The sequence below is a fragment of the Rhodohalobacter sulfatireducens genome, assembly GCF_022012475.1.
Lineage (GTDB): Bacteria > Bacteroidota > Rhodothermia > Balneolales > Balneolaceae > Rhodohalobacter > Rhodohalobacter sulfatireducens.
Genome location: NZ_JAKLWS010000040.1, coordinates 1 through 23,569 on the forward strand (window position 1 = coordinate 1; position 23,569 = coordinate 23,569).

Genomic DNA, 23,569 nt, shown 5'->3' on the forward strand with positions numbered 1-23,569 from the left:
TGGTTTCTGGTTTCTGGTTTCTGGTTTCTGGTTTCTGGTTTCTGGTTTCTGGTTTCTGGTTTCTGGTTTCTGGTTTCTGGTTTCTGGTTTCTGGTAAAGCTGGACTTATTCTAATGAATTACCAATTTTTTTGAATACTTACTTTGCTGTTTCATAGCGATCTGAAAGAGTGATTATTTGCCTATACATTAACCAACTTACGATAAGCGTAAGCAACAAGTATACACCGGTAAAAATGAAAAGCGGGTATTGTAATCCCGGCATGGATGATACTGCATCTTCTGTTTTCATAATACCGTAAATAATCCAGGGCTGGCGACCAACTTCGGTTACAGTCCACCCTGCCTCCACCGCAATAAATCCAAGGGGTGTACAAATTCTTACCAACCATAAAAACCACCTTGATTGAAGTTTCTCTTTTTACGCCTATACAAGAAAAAATAGAAGAACCCCACGAAAAAGGCATACCAAAACCGGACCGGTATGCTCCATAAAGGTAGGCCGGAGAAGCCCTAACTCGAATGAAAGTGCCGTACCTGAAACAGCGCCAGTAGCAAAAACTATGGCAACACCCTTCAACCACGCTTTTGCCAGGTCCAAATACACCTTCTCACCTGTTTTAATCCATTTGTATTCGGTTATTGCAATTAAAAATGGCATTGCCATCCCGATACAGGCAAAAATAATGTGGAAACCAAGCGGTACGGCCATCTGCGGACGCGCTGCAAGAAGATCTTCCATAGTTTCAGATGATTTTCAGCTTCATATTTGCAATTAGTAAGAAGATATAAATGAATGAGATATGAATATTAATCTAATCTTAGGGTGGAACTCATCTCAATTCGCAGTCTTCCCGAAAAACGTTCAAATAAATAGTAAATCTTACTAAATCGCAGGGTATTTGGAAGGATTGGCTTCATGCATCATCTCATATACCTTCTCCAAAATATCCTCAGCATTCGGCTTTGAAAAATAATCTCCATCAGAAGCATACGCCGGTCTGTGTGCTTTTGCTGTGAGGCATTTTGCAGGACTATCCAGGTAATAGTATCCTCCATGCTCTTCAATCACTTTTTGCATCATATATGCCGTAGCACCCCCCGGAACATCCTCATCGATAAATAGAATCCGGTTTGTTTTTTTAAGCGATTCCAGGATGATCTTATTTCGGTCAAATGGCAGAAGTGAACGTGCGTCTATCAGCTCTGCCGAGATATTCATCTCTTGTAGATTCGGCAACAGACTTTCCACAATATTAAAGGTTGAGCCATACGAAACCAATGTTATGTCTGATCCTTCCTGTACAACATCCGGGATACCCAGCGGCACTGTAAACTCACCCAGATTCGTTGGAATTTTTTCCTTCATACGGTAAGCGTTCAGTGGCTCAATGACAAGCGCCGGATCATCTCCCTGCATCAACGTATTATAAAAACCAGCCGCTTCGGTGAGATTTCTAGGTACGCAAACATGTACGCCTCTAATGGCGTTAATGATCATTCCCATGGGCGAACCGGCATGCCAAATTCCCTCGAGCCGGTGTCCTCTTGTACGGACTATCAGAGGGTAAGCTTGACCTCCCTTTGTTCGATACCGAAGGGATGCAACATCATCAACCAGACCTTGTAAACAATAAACTATATAATCTAAATATTGAATTTCTGCGATGGGGCGTAAACCCCTTAGCGACAATCCGATACCCTGTCCTAAAATTGTAGCCTCGCGAATTCCGGTATCACTCACCCGTATTTTACCATATTTCTCCTGCATGCCTTCAAGCCCAAGATTTACATCTCCAAGCTTTCCTACATCCTCGCCAAATGCCAGAGAATTCGGGTACTTTTCAAAAATCTTATCAAAATTATCCCGCAAGACGATTCGTCCATCTACTTTCTTGGAATTTGAATTATACGTAGGCTTGACCTCTTCAATATTCAGCGGTGAATATTTCGTTTCGCTGTAAAGGTGTGAATGATATCGATCGAAATTAACATCCTGTTGCTCTTCAAGCCAGTTTACAAGTCTGCTTTTGACTTCTGAATCAGTACCTCTCAATTCAAGTAAAATTCGGCGGGCTATTGAAATCACATCACGACGAAGGGGCTTCTTTTTGCGGTTTAATGTTGATTTATAGGATTTAAGATTATCCCGATGCGGATATAGGTTAATCGCCTGATCGAGAATTTTTAGTATGTCATTCTTCTCATTTACAATAGGGTTTTGGAAAGCATCCCAGGCTTTTTTCTGTTCTCTTTGAACCTCGTCCCTGGCCTCTTTGTCCAGCTCTTGGAGTTCTTCTTCCGTGGCAATTTCCTCTTTTATGATCCACTCTTTAAACTGATTCACACAGCAGTGTTTCTCCTCCCATTCAAGACGCTCATCACTTTTGTACCGCTCATGCGAACCGGATGTAGAGTGGCCTTGTGGCTGGGTTACTTCTTCAACATGGATCAGTACAGGTACATGTTCCTCGCGAGCTACCTCTTTTGCATCGTTATATACAGTTAACAACTCCTCATATTCCCATGCTTTCACCGTAAAGATTTCAAAACCCGGTTCTTTCTGGGTCCGTTTAAATCCTCGCAGCGCTTTTGAGATACTCTCTTTTGTAGTCTGATATTTCTTGGCGACGGATATACCGTAGCCGTCATCCCACACAGACATAATCATTGGTACCTGCAGAACACCCGCGGCATTCATCGTTTCCCAAAAAATTCCTTCCGATGTACTGGCATCCCCAATGGTACCCCATGCAATCTCATTTCCGTTGACTGAAAATTGGTTCCAGTCCAACAGATCTTCATTATTACGGTATACCTTAGAAGCCTGTGCAAGACCCAGCGTCCGAGCCATTTGTCCTGCAGTCGGTGAAAGATCAGCCGATGTATTTTTCATGTCGGTTTGCGACTTCCACTTACCGTCATCTTTAATCAGACGCGTTGCAAAATGCGAATTCATCTGACGTCCTGCAGAATTAGGATCCGCTTCAGGATCAGGATGGGCATATAGTTGAGCAAAAAACTCGCGAATCGTCAATTCGCCGATAGCCATCATAAAGGTTTGGTCACGGTAATAGCCTGACCGAAAATCTCCATTCTTGAAAAACTTGGCCATCACAATTTGGGGCAGCTCTTTTCCGTCGCCAAAAATTCCAAATTTTGCCTTGCCGGTAAGCACCTCTTTTCGCCCCAAAAGCGACATCTCACGACTGGTCCGGGCTAACTTATAATCTTTAAGTATTTCCTGAACCTGTTCTGCAGAATATTTTATTTCAGTCGCTTCCTTATTTGCCATGTTTCAAAAATTTAAAGCAAAAAATGCTGTGACATAAATGGTTTTCGATAAGCTAAAGCATAATAAGAGGTTGGGGTGTAAAACCAAAATCAAGCTCTCATTATTTCGGATCAAATATCTAAATATTTAAACCATAAACTATTGTTTAAATTTTGTTTAAATATAAATTTAGTTTAATCACTAAATCCGCCCGTTGTCATATTTATAGGATTTAGTGCTTTCTTAAGTTCCTCTTCAGAAAGATCTGTCATCTCTTTGGCAACCTCCATTACTGCACGATCTTCTGCAAAAGCCGTTTTTGCAATTTTTGCAGCTTTATCATATCCAATCAACGGATTTAATGCGGTGACAAGTACAGGATTTTTGCCGACCATCTGCTTGATTTTTTCACGGTTGGCCGTAAGTCCCTGTACAGATCGTTCGGCAAAATTTTTCGCTGCGTTTGCAAGAATGTCAATAGATTGAAGCAGGTTATGAGCAACGACCGGCAGCATTACATTCAGTTCAAAATTTCCGGATTGGCCACCCACAGTTATTGCGGCATCATTTCCAATAACCTGTGCGCAGACCATTGTCAAGGATTCCTCAATTACAGGATTTACTTTCCCCGGCATAATAGAAGATCCCGGCTGTAATGCCTTTAATTGTAATTCACCTATTCCGCTATTTGGCCCTGAATTCATCCAGCGAAAATCATTTCCGATTTTCATCAAACCCACAGCAATTGTTTTTAACTGGCCGGAAAGTTCCACAGGCGCATCAACCGTTGCCTGTGCTTCAAAGTGATTTTCAGCTTCAACAAATTCCAGGCCTGTATCTTCAGACATTGCCGCTGCAAATCTCTTCCCGAATTCCGCATGGGTATTGATTCCCGTTCCTACAGCTGTACCTCCCTGCGGGAGTTCCTGTACTCTTTCCAAAGCCGATTGCAGTCGTTTAATTCCAAGTTCGATTTGTCTTGCATACCCACCAAACTCCTGTTGGATCGTCACCGGCATTGCATCCATCAAATGGGTACGCCCGGTTTTTACAACATCTTTTAGTTCATCTCCTTTTTCCAGGAGCGCTTTATGAAGCAGTTGAAGCGCAGGAATTAGTTTTTGTTTGATAGATAAAGCAGCAGAAACCCGAATAGTAGTCGGAATAACGTCATTTGAGCTTTGACCAAAATTTACATGATCGTTCGGGTGAATTGTAACGTCTGTGCCGGACTTTAGTTCGTTTGCTCTCTTGGCAATAACCTCATTTGCATTCATATTTGTAGACGTTCCCGACCCAGTTTGGAAAATATCTACCACAAAATCGGAGTCAAATTTATTGTCAATCACTTCCTGTGCCGCTTTTTGAACGGCATCGGACACTTCATCAACCAGCAGGTCAAGATCTGAATTAACAATTGCAGCCACTTTTTTTACACGTCCCAAAGCAGATATAAAATCACTGCTAAAACCAATGTTACTAACTGGAAAGTTTTCAAACGCTCTCTGTGTTTGCGCCCCATAGTATGCATCTTTGGGCACTTTAACTTCACCCATTGAATCTTTTTCTATTCGGTAATCAGCCATAATTTCTTTTATTAATGTTCTTCTTGCTACTCTTATTAAGGTAGGTTTTTTATGCCAAAATTTGAAGAAAAGAAGAGCAGATTGGACTGATTTTTGATGGGAATGTCAACCCTATTGCTTACAGCTTTTTGCTGTACATTCTGTAACGTTTGTCGAGCTTACCGCCAATTCGTTCTGCAACCCGAACCATCTGAATATTGTTCTCCAGTATCCAGCCAACCTCCGAAGAGTGCACACCTTTTTCCAATCCGTTTTGAATTGCCTCCCGATGCATCAAAACATCAATTCCTTTTCCCTGGTACTCGGGAAGAACTCCCATCAAAGCAGTTCGGACTTTATCGATCTTACGCTTATTCCAGAGGAGTTTAAATATGCCAAATGGGAAAAGACGGCCATTCATATCCCTGAAAATCTGGTTGTAATCAGGGAGTGCAATTGAAAATCCAACCGGTTGCCCGTTAATCTCGGCGATATGTGCAAAGTCATCATCTACAATCGTTTTTAGGTCTGAAGCCAATGCATCAAACTCTTCTTTCGAAAGTGGAATAAATCCCCAATTATTTTTCCAGGCTTCGTTAAAAATATCGCGGATGATGTGAACCTCATCCTTGATTTTCCGCATATTTATTTTTCGAATCTCAAGATCGGGCAGGCGTTTTTTAACAATCTTAACGGCTCGTTCCGCCCGCTCGCGATCTACACTATTTTGTGTAACGAGATATGTGAGAAGGTCCATCTCCTTTTCGTAGCCGGCTTTTTTGGCAAGTTTATCGTAATACGGCTTGTGATAAGGCATCAGGATAGATGGGTATTTCTCAAAACCATCCACCAGTATACCAATCTCATCCATCATACTTGGATTTGAGGGTCCCAGCACATCTTCCATCCCTTTCTCTCTCAACCAATCTTCCGCAACTTTAAATAGAAGGTTCGCAGTGTTATGATTATCAATCGATTCAAAAAAACCAAAAAAACCGGTCTTTGCCTTGTGAAATTCGTTATATCGGTGATCGATAATTGCAGCAATTCGGCCTGCTGTTTCCCCGTTTAACTTTGCCAGGAATAGGGCAATTTCTGCATTATTATAGAATGGATTTTTCTTCTCGTTGATGAGCTTTTTCTGCTCCATTAGAAGGGGAGCTACCCAATACTTGTTGTGAGAGTAATGCCTGTAAGGAAACTCTATGAACTCCTTACGATCCTTCTCAGTCGTAATAATGGAAATTTCGTGTGTATTGGGATTCTCTTTCACTTACGAATTAATATCAATCAGCGATTGACCGTTTTCGTCAATAATTCCGTGCTTAAGACCCACTTTCCTGAATGCTTCAAGAATTTTATCGAGATGCTCATCGGTATGGGTTGCCATATAACTTGTACGAACAAGGGCTTGTCCGCTAGGTACTGCCGGAGGCACTACGGCATTCACATAGACACCGGCCTCAAACAGATCTTTCCAAAACTCAAAACAACTGATCATATCGCCTATAACAACCGGAATAATCGGTGTTTGACTGGTCCAAACGTTAAAACCAAGCGCTTTGAGCTCTTTCCTCATATAGTTAGAAATTTCCTCAAGCCTCTCTAACCTCCATGGTTCTTGCTGGAGTATTTCGAGTGATTTTAAAACAGTAGCTACGTTTGCCGGGGGCATACTGGCACTGAATATATGAGCGGGTGATTTATGACGGATATATTCGATAACTGCCTTATCACCAACCAAAAATCCACCAAGAGAAGCAAATGATTTGGAAAAAGTTCCACTAATAAGTTCGACTTTGTCCATCAATCCAAAAACAGATGCCGATCCTCTTCCACCTTCTCCTACTACGCCTATGGCATGGGCATCATCAATATAAAGGCCCGCATCAAATTCATCAGCTAATTGGACGAGTTCCGGAATCTTGGCTAACGTACCCGACATTGAAAATACTCCATCGGTAACAATAATTTTTCCAACAGATGGATCTTCTCTTTCAAGGAGAGTTCGCAAATGATCCATATCGTTATGGCGATATCGCACCGTCTTAGCATTCGAAACCTGGGTTCCTACTACGATGCATGCATGGTTATCTTTATCAGAAAAAATGACATCATTACGATCGGCAATAGTTGAAATAGACCCTTCATTTGTTTGATACCCCGTACTAAAAAGTACACAAGAATCTTTCCGCATAAATTCAGCAAGCTTCTCTTCAAGCTCAAGATGCAGATCTAAGGTGCCATTCAAATATCGAGAACCTGTACAGCCGGTTCCATATACTTCAATTACTTTTTGAGCAGCTTCAATTGTTCGGGGATCGTTGGTAAGGCCGAGATAATTGTTTGAACCGGCCATGATAACATCTCTTCCTTCGATGTTAACTGTAGTACCATCTGTGGCTTGTAACGGCTTAAAATATGGATACAGACCACTTTCTTTAATCTCCTCGGCCATAGTAAAATCATAGGCCTTCTTAAAAACACTGCTATAGGAGGTTTCGGCTTTGATATCGCCCATTATAAATTCGTTGCATTTTTATTAAACAGGTAAATATACCGAGTATTCAGCTTCAATCAAATTTCAAGATTTAAGCTGATTCTCTGTTCACTACACGTTCCAGAAATGAGATATACTGATCGACAACTGTATCCCAGCTATAATACTTCTGAACGTATTCCTTCGACTTTCTCGACAACTCATCGAGTTCATGTCTTAAAACATAATCAATTTTTGCGGCAAAAAGGTCCGGATTTCCATGAGGAATTTTATAACCATTCACACCTTCCTCTATTACATCTTTTATTCCCTCCAGGTCAGATGCTATAGCCGGCACACCTGCTCTGTTTGCTTCCAATAAAACAATTCCAAAGCCTTCCATATCTCCCTCAACCGGAATATTCGGCATTATAAAAAGATCAGCCGCCGCATAACAAGCGTTTAAAATTTCGTCCGGTTGCTTCCCTACAATAACAATTTTTTCCTTCTTATCAGACTTTTCTTTTGCTTTTTGAATATTTTCTCTTTCGGGTCCGTCTCCAACAATTAGATATACGGTGTCTGTTTTAATTTTATCAAAGGTTTTATCTACAAACCACCTGTAGCCTTTTCTTTTTACCTGCCTCCCTACGGATAACAAAAGCTTTCTTCCTGATAAGTCTAGTTTAAACTGTTCCTCAATGAGTTTCCTGGCTTTATTCTTTTCAGGTAACATATCCATCACCTTTGTATCAAACCCATTGGGTAAGGCTACTCCTTTTTCGGGCTCCATACCACGCTCAATACAAGCATTCCTCGTTGCAGATGAGACCGATATTACACCATCGAGCTGTTTAAATAAAAAAGAGAGATACCGTTGATAGGTAGCAGAGGGAAATGTAACATCTTGACCATGATTGATGGTTACAAAAGGCACTTTTGTTTTATTCAAAATAAATGGCAAAATCCCGGCTGTAACCATAGAAGAGAATAGTACTACATCCGGTTTTGTTTTTTCTATTTTTGCTGGAATTCTCCAAACCAAGCTCATCAGGAAAAAAAAGGTTTTAAGCCTGATAAATTTCCAGGAAGCACGCATAATGATACTTTCAATTTCGATATCTTTGCTCTTTTGGAGAGAATCCACGAGCTGCATACTTACACTTTGCATGCCGCCGATACTTTTCAGGGGCTTGTTTTTTGGGGGATGCAGATGTGAAATGTAAAGTATTTTCACGCTTTTGGCTTTAAGTATCTAATACCTCTTTATAGTAATCTAAAAGTTTACCGTTTATAGAATCCCATCTATAATCTTTAGACTTTTCCAGGGAGGCTTTTGACATTTTATCTCGCAAACTCGCATCAAGAATCAATCTCTCGATTAAGGTAAAGAATTTATCAGATCTTTCAACCGGAGCTCGGAAGCCATTTTCACCATGATCCACCAAAGATTTGCTTCCGGTTGCATCAGCTACAACCGCCGGTAAACCACATGCCATCGCTTCCAGGGTTACATTTCCAAATGTTTCCGTATCTGACGGAAAAAAGAAAATATCACTCGAAGCATAGGCCCTGGCAAGATTTTCTCCTTCAAGAAATCCTGTAAATTCTGCCTTTGGAAGCATCTCCATCATCTCATTACGCGCCGGACCTTCTCCAACTACCATTGCTTTAACAGATGCATATTTGTTTTTCAACCTCTGGACTACCGTAGCAAAAAGTTTCAAGTTTTTCTCCCAAACCAGTCTCGAAACAAAACTAATGACGATATCTTCATCTTTAAATCCAAGCTTCCGTCTCCATTCCATGTCTCTTTTGCTTGGGTTAAAAAGCTCCCTGTCAATTCCACGTTCCCAAAGTTTCAAATTCGTTTTGATGTTATTCTTTTTTAAGATTTCCGCCATCGACTCGGAAGGCACATATACCTGCCTGCACTTACCGTAAAACCATTCAAGATAATTCCAAAAAAACGACTCAATTGCAGAAAGTTTGTAATATTTTAAATAACTCGAAAAATGAGTGTGATAAGACGATACAACGGGTATTCCTTTCTTTTCAGCCCAAAGCAAGGCTTTTATTCCCAAGATATCAGGTGTGGCAAGATGCAAAAGGTCTGGTTGAAAAATTTCAAGTACATTCTTTGCTTTCTTGGGAAACCATATTGTAAATCGATATTCAGGTCTTCCGGGCATCTTCATTGAGGGAATCGGAACCAATCTGCCAACATGATCGATGGCCGGGTCTGGTACTGTAGGACCAAAAACAAGAACCTCAACCTCGTTCTTCTGCAGATAATCAACCAACCTGTTCAGCGTAATGGAAACTCCATCTTTTATATGGTTATAATTACCCGTAAAAATTGCTACTCTCATGCCGTCAAATCGTTTCAAATGCAATCGGCATATTTGTATCTTAACCGATGGTTAGCGATTTCTGTTCAAAGAATGTGAATATACGAATTAAATGAATGTATTTATTACCGGCGCAACCGGTTTTATAGGAAGTCATGTTTTTGATCATTTGTCCGAAAATGATCATGTAAATAACATCAAGTGCCTTGTACGAAATAAGGAAAAATGGTTAGAAGGTAAGTCTTATCAAAAGATAGATGGAGATCTTCACTCCATTCAAAGTATAGAAAAAGCGCTTGAAGGTGTAGATGTTATAATCCACCTGGCAGCAATTGTAAAGGCTCCCACACAAAAAGAGTTTGATCATGCAAATGTTGATGCTACTGAGCATCTTGTACGTCTTGCCAACCGGTCGGGTGTAAAGAAAATGGTGGTATTATCTTCACTGGGTGCTTCAGGTCCAAGTAATGGCAAACCATTGACAGAAAAAGATCCTATGAAACCGATCAGCATGTATGGTAAATCCAAAAAGAAGATGGAGGAGATGATCCACAATGTGGCCGATTCAGATCTGTCGGTAACCATTTTAAGGCCTCCGGCGGTTTACGGCCCGCGCGAGGATCAAATCTTTACGCTTTTTAAAATGATGAGTTATGGATTGGCACCAATGATTGGTGAAGGAGATAAACCAGAGATCTCTATCATGTATGTGAAGGATTTAGTCCAGGCTATTGTCAAAGCAATGATGCAGGAAGAAAATGGGGTTCATACCTATTTTGTTTCCGGTAAAAATACCACAAGTCTGAAGAAGGTTAATGATATCGTTCAGACAGTTCTTGGGAAAAAAAGTCTTCCTATTCACTTCAAACCAACATGGATAAAAAAAATTGCAGGAGTTGTTGAAACAACATCAACATTTTTTGGTTCATACCCCGTTATAAACAGGGAAAAAGCAGACGAATTCGTTCTGGAATGGATTTGCGATCACCAAAAAGCAAAAAAAGAGCTCAACTATCAGCCGCAATATACACTGGAAGAAGGCATTTCCAGGACATTACGATGGTACAAAAAACATAACTGGCTATGATATTTATGAACAAAATTTTTAAATCATTTCTAACATTTATTATCCTATTCTGCTTTACTTCAGGCAGTTACATACATGCTCAGCTGGTTAAAGATCTTGGTCGGCAAATTGAGATCCCGAATATTGTAAATCTTCAAAGTTCAGAGACACATCTTTACGCTCTCTCCGAAAGTGAAGGCCTCGTCGTATTTCGTGCATACAGTGATTCTTTACAATGGCTCTACTCCTCTACAGGCATGCAACAACGCGGTCATATTATTGAGAGCGACATTCGTTTTGCTTACCTCTATGGAAATACTCGCCGCCTTACAGTCGTTGAACCGACCTCTGTTCTGGGCGTATATTCTTCAACTGTTCTGCCTGATGTACCCCGTGCTGTAGTAAGAATGGGCAATGATCTCTATATCGCACTTGGAAACTCCGGTTTGGGTCGAATTAGTCTCGAAACGCCGGAAAGCGTTGACTCAGGTGTAGAAATTATCCGTGATAACCAAACAATTGACTTGACATCCGATAACGGGCAGACTGTTTTTGTCCTCCGAGGGGATAATTCGATCGGTATCTATACCATTCGTGAAGGGAACGCAACGCTGAGCGAAGAGGTAAATATTGATCAAACACTGACTAAACTATTCCTGATAAAAGGAGAATTAATGGGAAGTGATAATGACGGGAATATATACCTTGTTAATTCTGATGGTAATACAGAACAAATTGCAAACCTGGCAAATCCTGTTGATAAAATCTCAATATGGAACGACCGAACAATCATTAGAACCGTTACGGCAGATATTTGGATTGATGACAGCAATGGAAATTTCAACCAGTGGAAACCCGGAAATCGTTCTGGCAATTATTTGACTGTAACAGAAGACACTTTCTGGATTTCTGAGTACAATAAGATTTTTCCGATCATAGAGCGGGCCGACCAGCAAGAGATGGATAGTGATACACCCGTTTCTGATACTTTTGCACTCAGTGAAATTGAGGATGTAGTACTGCCATTTCCTCGTCCGTTGCTTTTACCGATTGAGTTCGAAGGAGATGTCAGCAGTGACAATATTTCACTCAGCTACATTGCCTCATTTAATAATGCACAAATACGTGGAAATTCATTTTACTGGCAACCTACAGCCACTCAATCCGGACGGCATACGGTTACGATTACAGCATCCCTGGCAGATGGGAAAACAGACAGCACCCAGTTCGTCATCAATCTTCGTCCATTTAATTCACCCCCTCGATTTACCCCCTCCCGACCTATCTCAATACCTGTAGGCGAGGAGTTTGAATTGGGCATTTCGGCTATTGACCCGGACGGCATCAACCAATCATTAATTCGATATTTGGGTGTAGATATGCCTGACGGTGCACAAATAAATGAAACAACCGGCCGGTTCAGATGGAATCCTGATGAAAGACAAGTTGGCGAACATACTTTTAGAGTTATAGCTACAGATCAATACGGTGCTGCAGCTTCGCAGGATTACACGATAAATGTGGTTGAACTTTCAGCACAAACAGGTGAAGAAGAAGACCTTTTTGAACAGTGAGCAGTTTTTCAGATAAGATTGTAGCGTGGTACCAGGAAAATAAAAGAGATCTGCCCTGGCGAAAAACCGACGATCCCTATAAAATCTGGATTTCGGAAATAATGCTCCAGCAAACACGGGTTGATACAGTTATTCCCTACTATGAACGATTCCTTGAGCGATTTCCAACCGTATATGATCTTGCAGAAGCCGATCAACAGGATGTGTTAAAGAGTTGGGAAGGGCTTGGATACTACAGCCGCGGACGAAATCTGCATCATGCTTCCAAAACTGTTGTGGATAAGTTCGATGGTAATGTGCCCTCTGTATGGGATGAAATTACCTCTTTGAAAGGGATTGGACCCTACACGGCATCAGCGCTTCTTAGTATTGCTTTTCAAAAAAAATATGCTGTGGTTGATGGAAATGTAATTCGCGTTCTCTCGCGCTATTATGGAATTCAGGATGATATTCGAAAGTCCACAACAAAAAACAGGATACAAGAACTTACGGATGACCTGATTCCAGAAGATAAACCCGGTGATTTCAACCAGGCCGTCATGGAGCTTGGAGCAACAGTTTGCACCCCTCAAAACCCTAATTGTAATGATTGCCCCCTTTTTGTTGATTGCATTGCTGCAAAAAGAGCTCAAACTGATGAAATACCATATAAATCACCCGCGAAAAAAATACCGCATCATCAAATTGCTGTTGGGTTGATTCTCAATCAAAAAAATGAATTACTTATCGCTCTACGCCCCAATGAGAGCATGCTCGGTGGACTTTGGGAATTCCCGGGCGGTAAGCAGGAAGAGGATGAAACATTACAAGAAGCAACAGCTCGCGAGTTGAGTGAAGAACTTGGTGTTGAGGTTGAAGTCTTTTCAAAGTTTCGGGATCTGAGGCACGCTTACTCTCATTTTAAAATTACGATGCACGCATTTTGGTGCCGAATAAAAAATGGAGATCCTAAACCTAAATCAAGCCAGAAGATAAAGTGGGTCTCACTGGATGAAATTGATGAATTTCCTTTTCCAAAAGCCAACAAAACTCTCATTAAAGGCTTGAAGAATCTCGATAAAGACGACCTATCTCATTACCTGGATAACTAATGCTATCAAAGCCGTTACGCAAACGTACTCCTCAGGGACTTTGGGATTTGAAACCCTATCTGGACGAAATAAATGACCGGGTTGAAACTGCTGATTATATCTCTGAAGATCCTGTTCAATTTCTTCACGCATTCCATCAAAAAAAAGACCGGGAAATTGCAGGATTCCTGGCTGCCACGATGGCCTGGGGACGACGGGATATTGTCATTGCAAAAGTGGAAGATTTGTTAAGTCGTATGCAAAACGATCCGTATCGTTTTGTAATGAGTTACAATCAAGCTGAATTTAGCAGGCTTCGGTCTTTTAAACACCGCACATTTAAACCGATCGATATTCACGGTATCCTTCTCAGCCTGAAAAATATCTATTCCAGTTATGATGATTTTGAATCATTTTGGATAAAATGTCATGAGCAGGCAAAAGCTGAAAACAGACCTTTGATGGCTCTTTTTCATCATAACTTTTTTAATGGTTGCGATGATCTCGCCAACCGAACACGAAAACATGTCTCCAATCCCGAGAAAGGGAGTACCTGTAAACGTTTGTTCATGTTCCTGCGCTGGATGATTCGTAAAGATAGCCCTGTGGACCTTGGTATATGGGATTTTATTCCTGCTTCGGATCTGTTGATTCCCTACGATGTTCATGTAGCCCGGCAGGCAAAAAAGTATGGATTAGTATCACGAAAAAGCAACGACTGGAAAACGGTTAACCAGCTTACGGAAACATTGAAATTACTAAATCCCGATGATCCTGCTCGCTATGATTACTCACTTTTTGGAATGGGTGCACTAGATTATTCACTTCCGAAAAAGTTTATCCTGAACAAAGTTTAAATGGTCATCCAGAGATCAATAAATCGGTTTACGGCAAAAATAAAATAACCGATAATTGAAATCGAAAAGCTTTCCAGCACAAGAAAAAGAATACACCCAAGTGTGTAGGAAGATAAAATCTGTATCCAGCTTTTTATCCCCTCCATCAAAAAATACCTCTCATAAATTCTGAGTACTACAATGCCTACTAACACCAACGGCATGTATGTAGTTATGGTTGAATTGAACAAAGTGGATGGAGATACTAACCAAATTGGTACTAACACCAATAATGAAACCACAGCTGTTCCAACTGCATAGGCGCTGAGAATCAAGTTATAATAGAAACCCTCTATATTTTCACGGAAGAAGAATAATCCCGGAATAGCTAAGGAGGGAATTAACAGAAGGAACATTAGGAGTGGTAATAAAAAAGTAGATAGCTTTAAATCTGCATATTGTATCCAGTATGTGAGTTGCTGGTACTGATCAATCTCTTTGCTTACGAATTCTGCGAGTATCGGGGTTCTGTACCCAAGAACCAATGAATAAAGAGCTATTACAATGATAACCCCAATCAATCCAAAAGAAAACGGATGCATGTAATTTGATTTCTCGTCAAGAACAAAGCTGTCCACAACTTTCCCGGGCGTGATAAGCATCTCTCTGAATGTTCTTACATACTCCATGTAGCCTGGTTAGTAATTATTGGTAAAAGTTTCCCCGTTATCGGTGAATGAATGCCGTTTTAGAATTGACTTATAATATCCTAAAAAATTAAAGATGAAAAAAGCTGTTCTCTGAATTCAACCCGCAATTCAGGACTAATAAATAGTATCTTTTTTTAACTGTGAAACTATTTTTTTCTGAAAAGTATTTTTATATTAGGTGTCTGTCAATTTTTATAAAACTAAACATTAGATATGATCGGAGTTAACGTAAAAGACAATGAAAGTATAGATCGCGCAATTAACCGCTTTAAAAAGATGGTTACGCGTTCTCGAATACTTAATGAATACAAAGAACGGCAGCAGTACACAAAGCCATCTGAAGAGCGCAGAGAAGCTCTGAAAAAAAGTATTCGTGAAGAGCGAAGACGTCAGAGAGAAAACTACTAAAAGAGTTTAAACAAATTCCGAGATAGTAGCCGCGGTATTGATCTCAATGTTATTCTGAACCGCGGTTCCGCTCTTGGGTAACAGAGCTCTCTGAATACCCATCTTACCTGCCTCTCGTATACGTTGCGCAACATTCGATACATTCCTTATCTCCCCACCTAACCCAACTTCGCCGATATAAACGGTATTTTTATCAACTACCTGATCTTTCAGGCTGGATGAAAGTGCCGAAATTACGGCGAGATCGGCTGCAGGATCGGTGATCTTCAATCCCCCGGCTACATTCAGGTACACATCCTGGTCACCAAAATGAAGTCCGGCTCTTTTTTCAAGTACAGCAATCAAAAGTGATAATCGTCTTTGATCAAATCCGCTGGCCGTTCGCTGGGGAGTTCCATAATTGCTGGATGAAACCAATGCCTGGACCTCAACTAGAATAGGTCGCGTTCCTTCCATCACACAAGCTATGGCATTACCGCTGACCTCCAGGTCAGAGTCAGACAAGAATAGTTCAGATGGATTCGTAACCTCCTGAAGCCCACCTTCATTCATTTCAAAAACGCCAACCTCCTGTGCCGGACCGAAACGGTTTTTTATACATCTCAACAATCGATAAAAGTGATTTTTGTCTCCTTCAAAATGAAGAACGGTATCAACCATGTGTTCCAAAATTCTGGGACCGGCAATGTCTCCTTCTTTGGTCACATGACCAATCATCAAAGTCGTAATATTCTCTTTTTTTGCAATCTGCTGAAGCAGAGCTGAGCATTCTCGAATCTGACGAATACTTCCGGGGAGACTTGTCAGTTCATCGCTGAAAAGCGTTTGTATCGAGTCGATAACTAAAAGATCTGGTTTCAGTTTTCGGGCAGAGTGAATGACCGACTGGACATCTGTATTTGAACTGATGTAGAGGTTCTCACCCGTTAAACCTATTCGGGCTGCACGTTGTTTGATTTGAGCACCCGATTCCTCGCCCGCGATATAAAGAATTTTCAAATTCGGGCTATTTTTTGCGGTTTGAAGCATCAATGTACTTTTACCGATCCCGGGATCTCCACCCAAAAGTGTAAACGATCCATCTACAAAACCACCGCCAAGAACACGGTCAAACTCATCTAGATTGCTCGACAACCTCTCCTGGTGTTCTGTTCCCACGTCAGACAGCCTAACGACTTCAGAATTGTCCGATTCGGAAATCTCAACTTTATGTTTTTTTGAGCTCTTTTTTTTCTCCCGTTTTTCTGTAAAGGTATTCCATTCGCCGCATTTTGGACAAACTCCCAGCCATTTGGGAGAAACATGGTTGCAATTACTGCATTCAAAATGAATCTTTTCCTTAGCCATGATCTTCTAATTCTTCGACGGGAATGGGTTCATCTGTTTCTGAAAGTCTTTGCTCTACGGAATCATTTACATACCAAATCATCGCAAAAATGCCAAGGCCAATGCTGGAATAATAGGTAATAATTCTCCATGTAAATACAGCTAAACCTATAAATGCTTTTCGATCAATTAACGGGCCGAGGAATATCGCAAAAAGACCCTCAACTCCACCTGATCCGCCAGGCGTGGGAATGACAAGAAATGCCAGGTTCATGGCAAGGCTTCGTAAAACCAATAAGATTTCATCTGCCGGCAGTAAACTCAGAACAACAATTACGGGTAAAGCAACTTTACAAAGCCACGTCATGGTTGAGAGATAGAAAGCTTTGAGAACAAATGTATATGGTTTCTTTTTCAGTAATTTTGAATAGCTTTCAAGATTATCAGCCTCTTCATTAACCTTATCAGCATATTTTCTTAAAAATGGCAGCTTAAAAATTACCCGGATGACCTTTTTAATTGCTGCTGGATTAATCAACAGGCCATAGGCAAGTAAAGCTCCATACAACAAAAGTGCCGTGTAGATTAAAGCCATAGAAACATTTCCAACCAAGCCAATCTCCTCCGGTAAAACCTGGAAGTAGATTCCTGAAATCAGCAGAATCGGCACGGCCAATGCATACCAAAATTGATCTAATAATACACTGTAAAGCATAATAGCTGATGATTGGCCAAGCTGAATTCCCTCCCGTGTCATCGCAAATGTTGCCACAGGTGCACCACCGATTGTAGAAGGGGTAACAGCGGAGGCAAAATCCCAGGTAAGAGCAATTCGAACAGCAGCCATCTTACCAATAACCTTATCTGCCAGGTACCTGATTTTTGCTGCACTGAAATACACTTTCAAGAGTGTTACTGCGATAGCGATTCCCAATCCAGGTAATCTTTTGGGCTTCAGATGTTCCAATACACCCGGAGTGTAGGTCAGATAAATTACGATTCCCATACTGATTACACTCAAAGCGATAGATATCGCCAAATACTTGAGTGAAATCAGAGGTCCGCTGCTTGGGCTATGTTGAACAGGTTTCGACAAATAAATGATTTATGTGTTCAAAACCCTGAAATATACTGAAATGGTAGGGTAGAGAATAAAAAAAATGCCGGGTTTTTAAGACCGGCATTTTTTTGAAATGAAAGAAAAGTTAATCAGGCGATCGTTATCTCTTCGTTGAGATATACATCCTGAATGTAGTTCAGCAGTTTAATGCCTTCTTCCATTGGACGCTGAAAAGCTTTTCGACCACTAATCAGTCCCATTCCACCGGCGCGTTTGTTCACAACTGCTGTTTTAACAGCTTGTGCAAAGTCATCTTTACCGGATGCTCCACCTGAGTTAATCAATCCGGCACGACCCATGTAGCCATTAGCTACCTGGTATCGAGTCAAATCAATTGGATGATCCGTTGTCAACTCATCATAGATTCTTTGATCGAGTTTACCGTATGATGAATCTCCTGAATTGAGGGCAAGATATCCGCCATTGTTTGTAGGCAGTTTTTGTTTTACGATATCAGCTTCAATCGTTACACCGAGATGATTTGCTTGTCCGGTTAAGTCGGCTGATGCGTGGTAGTCTGTTCCGTCTACTTTAAAAGCAGAATTTCGGGTGTAACACCATAGTACTGTTGCCATTCCAAGCTCATGTGCTTTCTCAAAAGCCTTGGCAACTTCAACGATCTGTCGTGATGATTCTTCAGAACCAAAATAGATTGTAGCTCCTACTGCAGCAGCACCCATGTCGTAAGCTTTCTCAATAGATCCAAACATAATTTGATCGTAACTGTTTGGATAGGTTAACAACTCATTATGGTTGATCTTCACCAAAAATGGAATTTTATGAGCATACTTTCTGGATACCGCACCTAAAACACCAAATGTTGATGCAACTGCGTTACATCCACCTTCAATAGCTAATTCAACAATATTTTCCGGATCAAAATAAGCCGGGTTTTTGGCAAAGGATGCACCGGCACTGTGCTCAATACCTTGGTCTACAGGAAGAATGGATACGTATCCGGTTCCGCCGAGTCTACCATGATTTAAAATTCTTTGTAGATTTTGAAGAACACGATTACCTCTGTCTGAATGATACCATACATCATCAACGTACGTTGAAGATGGAATATGAAGTTTTTCTTTAGGTATTGTTTCGCAAACATGACTGAGTAAGGAGTCAGCATCGTTCCCCAATAATTCTTCTATACTTGATTTTTCAAGTGCCATTATATTATTGCTCCTGTATTAGTTAAAATTTGTTTTGACATCATTAATATACATGTTAATTCGACAATTGGCTATTCACAGAGCTCCATATCTGATATTGGAAGCGCTTTGATTGGTAAAAATTAAAGGATTTAGCAGTCTGTCAAAAAAACTGTTATTTTTGTCCGTTCAAGAAATTTACGATATGAAGATTCAACACATTAATTTAGGACAAAAGCCACTGCTACTCGCCCCGATGGAGGACGTAACTGATTCTCCATTCCGACAAATCTGTAAACAGAAAGGTGCCTCGGTCGTTTACACTGAATTTATCAGTTCCGAGGCGATCATTCGGGATTCCGATATCGCCATGCACAAGATGCAGTTTGAGGAATCAGAACGCCCCTTCGGAGTACAGATTTTTGGCGGACGCGAAGAAGCGATGGAAGGGGCTACAAAAGTAGCGGTAGCCAGCAATCCCGATATTGTGGATATCAACTTCGGATGCCCTGTTTACAAAATCGTTAAAAAAGGCGCCGGCTCAGCTTGCCTGAAAGATTTGGCTATGATGGAGAGAATGGCCGGAACGGTTGTTGATGCCGCGGGTGATTTTCCCGTTACTGTTAAGACACGACTCGGCTGGGACGACCGAACGATTCGGATCAGTGAAGTTGGATTGATGCTGCAGAATCTCGGTGTTAAAGCTCTGACTGTGCATGCACGAACACGAAATCAAAAATATAAAGGCGACGCTCGGTGGGATTATCTGAAAGAGCTCAAAAATACATCGGGACTTGAAATTCCAATCATTGGAAATGGGGATGTGACCTCACCTGAACTCGCTAAAAAGATGTTTGATGAAACCGGTGTAGACGGAGTGATGATCGGCCGCGGTGCAATCGGCAACCCGTGGATTTTTGAACAGACACGACATTACCTGGAAACCGGTGAACTGTTGCCCGATCCAACTGTAGATCAACGGTTAGCACTGTGTGCAGAACATCTACGATTTTCAGTAGCTCATCACGGGGAGCAGTATGGCGTAATCATCATGAAAAAACACTACGGACAATACCTCAAGGGCATTCGAAACAGCCGAAAACTGCGGGGAGAGATTATGCAAGAGAAAGAGATGGATCCAATTTTGGAACTTCTTCTCAATTTCAAAGAAGAGGAATTATACGCAGTGGCATAGCGAATCATTTTCCCAAAAAAGACGTAAACCACAACTAAACAAAAAAACACTGCATTATGTGGTATCGTATTATTCGTCTTCTTAAAGCTGGTGGAAACGCATATATCTTTTATTCCAATCCATTTCGGTATCTAGTTGGCCTTCTACTCATTCTATTAATACCGTATGCTATTTACATCTTTTGGGGTTCTCTGATTGTTATAATCCTTGCCGCTTTCGGTGTTTACTTTATTTTCAAATTGATTAGATCAGCATTTGAAAAAGCACCTTATTCCTAAATAAGGATTAAAAGGAAATAATCGAGAGAGGAGAGTCAAGCAACTTTTAGTACGGAATAATCAAGTTATTGGTTAAAATCGCTCAAGTGTTTCTTATCAATTGTTGCAACTGGTACACTCCAATCATTTGCAGTAGCTGCAATAATTGCATCCGGAATTTCAATTCCATGGCTTTTGAGAAATTTTCTCCTAAGCAAACCAGCTCTTTTGCGATTTTTAGTGATACATGTATCGATTCAACATACTTTAGAAACTCTTCCAATTAGAAAGTCTATTATAACATTGGTATCAACTATCATCCCCGTATACTCTCTTTTACCGCCTTCCCCATCCTTTTCTTAACTCTCTTACATCGGGAATATCTTTTTTGTCTTTCCAGATACCGGCAAAATTCATGATTGTTTTCTTTTTTTCGGTTTCTTTATCCGCCACATACTGATCAATAGCTTCACGAATGATATTACTTTTGGTGGTATTCCTCTCTTTGGAAAGCTTATCTAAAGCCTCTTTTTCCTCTTTAGTGATATAGATCTGAGTACGGATCATGCAAATTGAATGCCTTAAATGATGTATATATTATATATCACATCATATCAGGAATTAATTTACTTACCTTTCAAGAGTTCACAATATCGAATCAAAACTCATATCTCAGTAAATTCCGGACATGCGTATCTCACCCCAGCTTCAATCAGATAACCACTATTTCATCCGCATAAATCTTGGCGGGTTGTCCGGCTCTAATATGCCACGGAGGCATCTCGACTGGACTCTCGGCATGCACTTTTATATACCGGACAAGTTTGGATTTCATATCTGCCTTGAAAGACTGAACTCGCACACTAGTGATTTGAGGATTGTTATCGGGATTGGGATCATGGGGATTGCTGATTCGAACGGGTTCTTCAAAATTCTCTCCATCGACAGACAGCCGGTACTCTACAAATTTCGGCAAAATAGTTAGGTGCCACTTTGGTTGAGCCTGGGCATTCAGGAAATCCATGTTGATCGTTTGAATAGGTTGTACTTCACCCAAATCAATGAGGAATTCCATATGTTCTCCTTCAAAACCGACCCAATTCACGCCAATTTTATCCGGGAATCTCCATGACTCATCTGAACCGAAAATCCCATCGGTTAACGCTTCAACTCCTTTCGTATACTCACTGCTTTTTGTGATTGGAGACACTTTTTTATGAAGTGATATGGAATGGGCCACCTCATCCATCTTATCAAAAATTCGCTGATAAGCCAGTAAATATTCATCTGCAGATGTGGTTCTCTCCCGAATTCGATTCACACCATATTCCTTGCAACGATCCACAAAAAGATACACCAGTTCCTTCATTTCAGGCTTGACAACGACCCTCCCCTCCTCGTTGCGCATAAACATGCTCCGGGGGGTATCCACTTCGGTTCGGCCAATCTGAATTTGGGCAAACATCAGAGGCAGCCTTGCGATTCTTACCCGTTTCAACCGTTCATAATCCTCTTCGACTGCTTTCTCGGCACTGTCAAACAACTGTTCGTACTCCGCCATTAATCGGGAAGACAAATAGGTTTCTTTTGCATCGATTGGCGAATCAAAAATTTTGAGTTCGTGATTACTCGCCAGCAATGCCTCTCTCATCGTGTCAATATATTGATGAATATGAGTCCCCGCATCTCCGTAATATCCATCTAGAAAATCATTCATGACCTGACCTTCATCAGCCTCCGGATTCCACATCAACTTGCTAATCAAATAAGATCTAAGACTTGCCATTTCACTTCCGGCTTGCGAGGTAGCCTGCATAAACAGCGAATCTACATTGTTATCTTTGTAGAATTTTATATTCGGCTTCAGAGTGTGAAGGTTAGGAAATGGACTGACTGGGTTCGCAAACTGAATGTTATAATCCCAAATTAGAATTCTGTCACTAATTTTTCCCCAGTCCTCCAGGTCTTTTGTGAATGACGGGGCTGTTTCAAAAATGGGCCGGTGCCGGGCCGGGCCAATGGGGCAAAGCATAATATTAACATTAGGCCCCGGCTTTATATGATCTGGGGCTTGGCGAGTATACCAATACGCCAATGTTGAAATAATTTTATCCGGAAATTCTTTGGCTACTTTATTCACAAAATAGATAAGTGAGCCGCTTGGAACACCAAATTCCAATTCAGGTCTTGTACCCCCGTGCTTTTCATTCAATTCTGTACAGGGTCCACATGTGCAATATTGATCATTATCTTCCGGGCTGACAGACCAATAGAGCGCTGCAGGCTTTTCAGCCATTCTTGTTCTTAGATTTTCAACGACGATATCCAAAACTTCTTCATTCGAGAGGCACAATTGAGTACTTGGATTCCGTTTTCCATCTCGCCAGGAATAATATTCAGGATGCGACTCGCCAAACTGTTCAGGTGGAACCAGCTCAAAAAAAGTATGCACAAACATACCCCATGATTCGCTGCTGCTATCGAGCCCGTGCCAATCAAAAATATCGCCGTCATCCTTGTCATAGTAGGATGTTTGGCGATAAACCATCCCGGGTAAAGTAATTGAATCCGCAGGAAGTTGGAGGGAATCCATTTCTGGCACAAATGTACTTACCGAATCGTATTTTCTATAGCCAAGCACCTCCAGTAAACCATAAACTCCATACAACACCCCTTTTTCTGATCCGCCTGTGACTACAAAATTATCACCATGAGTTTTGAATGCATACCCGTCTTTATCCAGTTGGGTGTAATCAATCTGCAACTGTTCAGCATAGCGAGTATGTCCGATATAGATCGCTTGATTCCCTTGATATGATTCCTCTTCGATAATTGGAAGGTCGATATCAGCTTTCGCAAGATAACTCTTAAGCTGCTGAGCCGCCTGCTCTTCTATTGGGTTGTTGATGCTCCGATTGTAAACAATTTGATATGGCTGAACCTCTGAATTAACTGAATTTGTGTCTGATAGTAGTGCAGCTCTCAATGCAGATGGCAAAAACGTTATTCCACCGGTTATAGCTGCAGATGTTTTTAAAAATTTTTTTCTCGAAACTATACCTTTTTTAGAAACATCATCCATCTGAGACCTTCCGTTTAATTTTATTTATAAATATCGTTCATTCTATTAAAATCAGAAAAAATCATGAAATCATAAGTAGACATTTAGCATGCATTTCTCACCAAGAAATTTT

19 protein-coding genes and 1 pseudogene are annotated in these 23,569 nt (G+C 40.9%); 6 read left to right on the plus strand and 14 right to left on the minus strand.

Annotated features, from left to right (window positions below; genetic code table 11):
* Window positions 1-138: 138 nt before the first annotated feature.
* The 8 genes and pseudogenes from L6773_RS21950 to L6773_RS18990 all read right to left on the minus strand — a co-directional run.
* Window positions 139-390, minus strand: a pseudogene (locus tag L6773_RS21950) (cytochrome ubiquinol oxidase subunit I); the annotation flags it as partial.
* 36 nt (window positions 391-426) lie between these two features.
* Window positions 427-741, minus strand: a complete 315-nt coding sequence (locus L6773_RS21955; RefSeq protein ID WP_237856128.1) for a cytochrome ubiquinol oxidase subunit I — start codon at window positions 739-741, stop codon at window positions 427-429.
* Window positions 742-885: 144 nt separating this feature from the next.
* A complete protein-coding gene (locus tag L6773_RS18965) occupies window positions 886-3,294 on the minus strand; it encodes an alpha-ketoacid dehydrogenase subunit alpha/beta (RefSeq protein ID WP_237856129.1) in 2,409 nt (802 codons plus the stop codon).
* A gap of 173 nt (window positions 3,295-3,467) precedes the next feature.
* Complete coding sequence (locus L6773_RS18970) at window positions 3,468-4,859, minus strand: class II fumarate hydratase (RefSeq protein ID WP_237856130.1); 1,392 nt, start codon at window positions 4,857-4,859, stop codon at window positions 3,468-3,470.
* Between the two features lie 118 nt (window positions 4,860-4,977).
* The gene (locus tag L6773_RS21845; RefSeq protein WP_237856131.1) at window positions 4,978-6,111 is read right to left on the minus strand and encodes a GNAT family N-acetyltransferase; all 1,134 of its coding nucleotides are present in this window, start codon (window positions 6,109-6,111) and stop codon (window positions 4,978-4,980) included.
* Window positions 6,112-7,359: an aminotransferase class I/II-fold pyridoxal phosphate-dependent enzyme gene (locus tag L6773_RS18980; RefSeq protein ID WP_237856132.1), complete on the minus strand. Its 1,248-nt coding sequence runs from the start codon at window positions 7,357-7,359 to the stop codon at window positions 6,112-6,114.
* 70 nt (window positions 7,360-7,429) lie between these two features.
* Window positions 7,430-8,554 carry a glycosyltransferase family 4 protein gene (locus tag L6773_RS18985; RefSeq protein WP_237856134.1) on the minus strand — a complete coding sequence of 375 codons (1,125 nt, stop codon included), beginning with the start codon at window positions 8,552-8,554 and terminating at the stop codon, window positions 7,430-7,432.
* A 10-nt stretch (window positions 8,555-8,564) separates the two neighbouring features.
* Window positions 8,565-9,689: a glycosyltransferase family 4 protein gene (locus tag L6773_RS18990; protein WP_237856136.1), complete on the minus strand. Its 1,125-nt coding sequence runs from the start codon at window positions 9,687-9,689 to the stop codon at window positions 8,565-8,567.
* 91 nt (window positions 9,690-9,780) lie between these two features.
* On the opposite strand from L6773_RS18990, the gene L6773_RS18995 reads away from it, so the two are divergent.
* The 4 genes from L6773_RS18995 to L6773_RS19010 are packed head-to-tail and all read left to right on the plus strand — an operon-like array spanning window position 9,781 to window position 14,235.
* Window positions 9,781-10,755 (plus strand): NAD-dependent epimerase/dehydratase family protein, encoded by a 975-nt coding sequence (locus L6773_RS18995; RefSeq protein WP_237856138.1) that lies wholly within the window; start codon window positions 9,781-9,783, stop codon window positions 10,753-10,755.
* Between the two features lie 5 nt (window positions 10,756-10,760).
* Complete coding sequence (locus L6773_RS19000) at window positions 10,761-12,308, plus strand: Ig domain-containing protein (RefSeq protein ID WP_237856140.1); 1,548 nt, start codon at window positions 10,761-10,763, stop codon at window positions 12,306-12,308.
* On the plus strand, window positions 12,305-13,399 hold the full coding sequence (gene mutY, locus L6773_RS19005; RefSeq protein WP_237856142.1) for an A/G-specific adenine glycosylase: 1,095 nt from the start codon (window positions 12,305-12,307) through the stop codon (window positions 13,397-13,399). Before L6773_RS19000 ends, mutY begins: the two co-directional genes overlap by 4 nt.
* Window positions 13,399-14,235 (plus strand): TIGR02757 family protein, encoded by an 837-nt coding sequence (locus tag L6773_RS19010; RefSeq protein WP_237856143.1) that lies wholly within the window; start codon window positions 13,399-13,401, stop codon window positions 14,233-14,235. Before mutY ends, L6773_RS19010 begins: the two co-directional genes overlap by 1 nt.
* On the opposite strand, the gene L6773_RS19015 is transcribed toward L6773_RS19010, so the two are convergent.
* Window positions 14,232-14,903: a DUF3667 domain-containing protein gene (locus tag L6773_RS19015; RefSeq protein WP_237856144.1), complete on the minus strand. Its 672-nt coding sequence runs from the start codon at window positions 14,901-14,903 to the stop codon at window positions 14,232-14,234. The genes L6773_RS19010 and L6773_RS19015 overlap by 4 nt on opposite strands.
* Before the next feature lie 234 nt (window positions 14,904-15,137).
* Here L6773_RS19015 and rpsU point away from each other — a divergent pair, with 234 nt between their 5' ends.
* Window positions 15,138-15,332, plus strand: a complete 195-nt coding sequence (gene rpsU, locus L6773_RS19020) for a 30S ribosomal protein S21 (protein WP_237856145.1) — start codon at window positions 15,138-15,140, stop codon at window positions 15,330-15,332.
* Between the two features lie 6 nt (window positions 15,333-15,338).
* Here the strand turns inward: rpsU and radA are convergent, their stop codons facing one another.
* From radA to L6773_RS19035, 3 genes are all read right to left on the minus strand, one after another.
* A complete protein-coding gene (gene radA / locus L6773_RS19025; protein WP_237856146.1) occupies window positions 15,339-16,679 on the minus strand; it encodes a DNA repair protein RadA in 1,341 nt (446 codons plus the stop codon).
* Complete coding sequence (locus tag L6773_RS19030) at window positions 16,672-17,754, minus strand: lysylphosphatidylglycerol synthase transmembrane domain-containing protein (protein WP_237856148.1); 1,083 nt, start codon at window positions 17,752-17,754, stop codon at window positions 16,672-16,674. Before L6773_RS19030 ends, radA begins: the two co-directional genes overlap by 8 nt.
* 113 nt (window positions 17,755-17,867) lie before the next feature.
* On the minus strand, window positions 17,868-18,944 hold the full coding sequence (locus L6773_RS19035) for a class I fructose-bisphosphate aldolase (protein ID WP_237856149.1): 1,077 nt from the start codon (window positions 18,942-18,944) through the stop codon (window positions 17,868-17,870).
* Window positions 18,945-19,128: 184 nt separating this feature from the next.
* Here L6773_RS19035 and dusB point away from each other — a divergent pair, with 184 nt between their 5' ends.
* On the plus strand, window positions 19,129-20,118 hold the full coding sequence (dusB, locus tag L6773_RS19040) for a tRNA dihydrouridine synthase DusB (protein WP_237856150.1): 990 nt from the start codon (window positions 19,129-19,131) through the stop codon (window positions 20,116-20,118).
* Window positions 20,119-20,711: 593 nt separating this feature from the next.
* On the opposite strand, the gene L6773_RS19045 is transcribed toward dusB, so the two are convergent.
* Together L6773_RS19045 and L6773_RS19050 are read right to left on the minus strand one after the other, a co-directional pair.
* Window positions 20,712-20,942: a ribbon-helix-helix domain-containing protein gene (locus tag L6773_RS19045; RefSeq protein WP_237856151.1), complete on the minus strand. Its 231-nt coding sequence runs from the start codon at window positions 20,940-20,942 to the stop codon at window positions 20,712-20,714.
* Between the two features lie 145 nt (window positions 20,943-21,087).
* On the minus strand, window positions 21,088-23,457 hold the full coding sequence (locus L6773_RS19050; RefSeq protein ID WP_237856152.1) for a glycoside hydrolase family 20 protein: 2,370 nt from the start codon (window positions 23,455-23,457) through the stop codon (window positions 21,088-21,090).
* Window positions 23,458-23,569 lie beyond the last annotated feature (112 nt).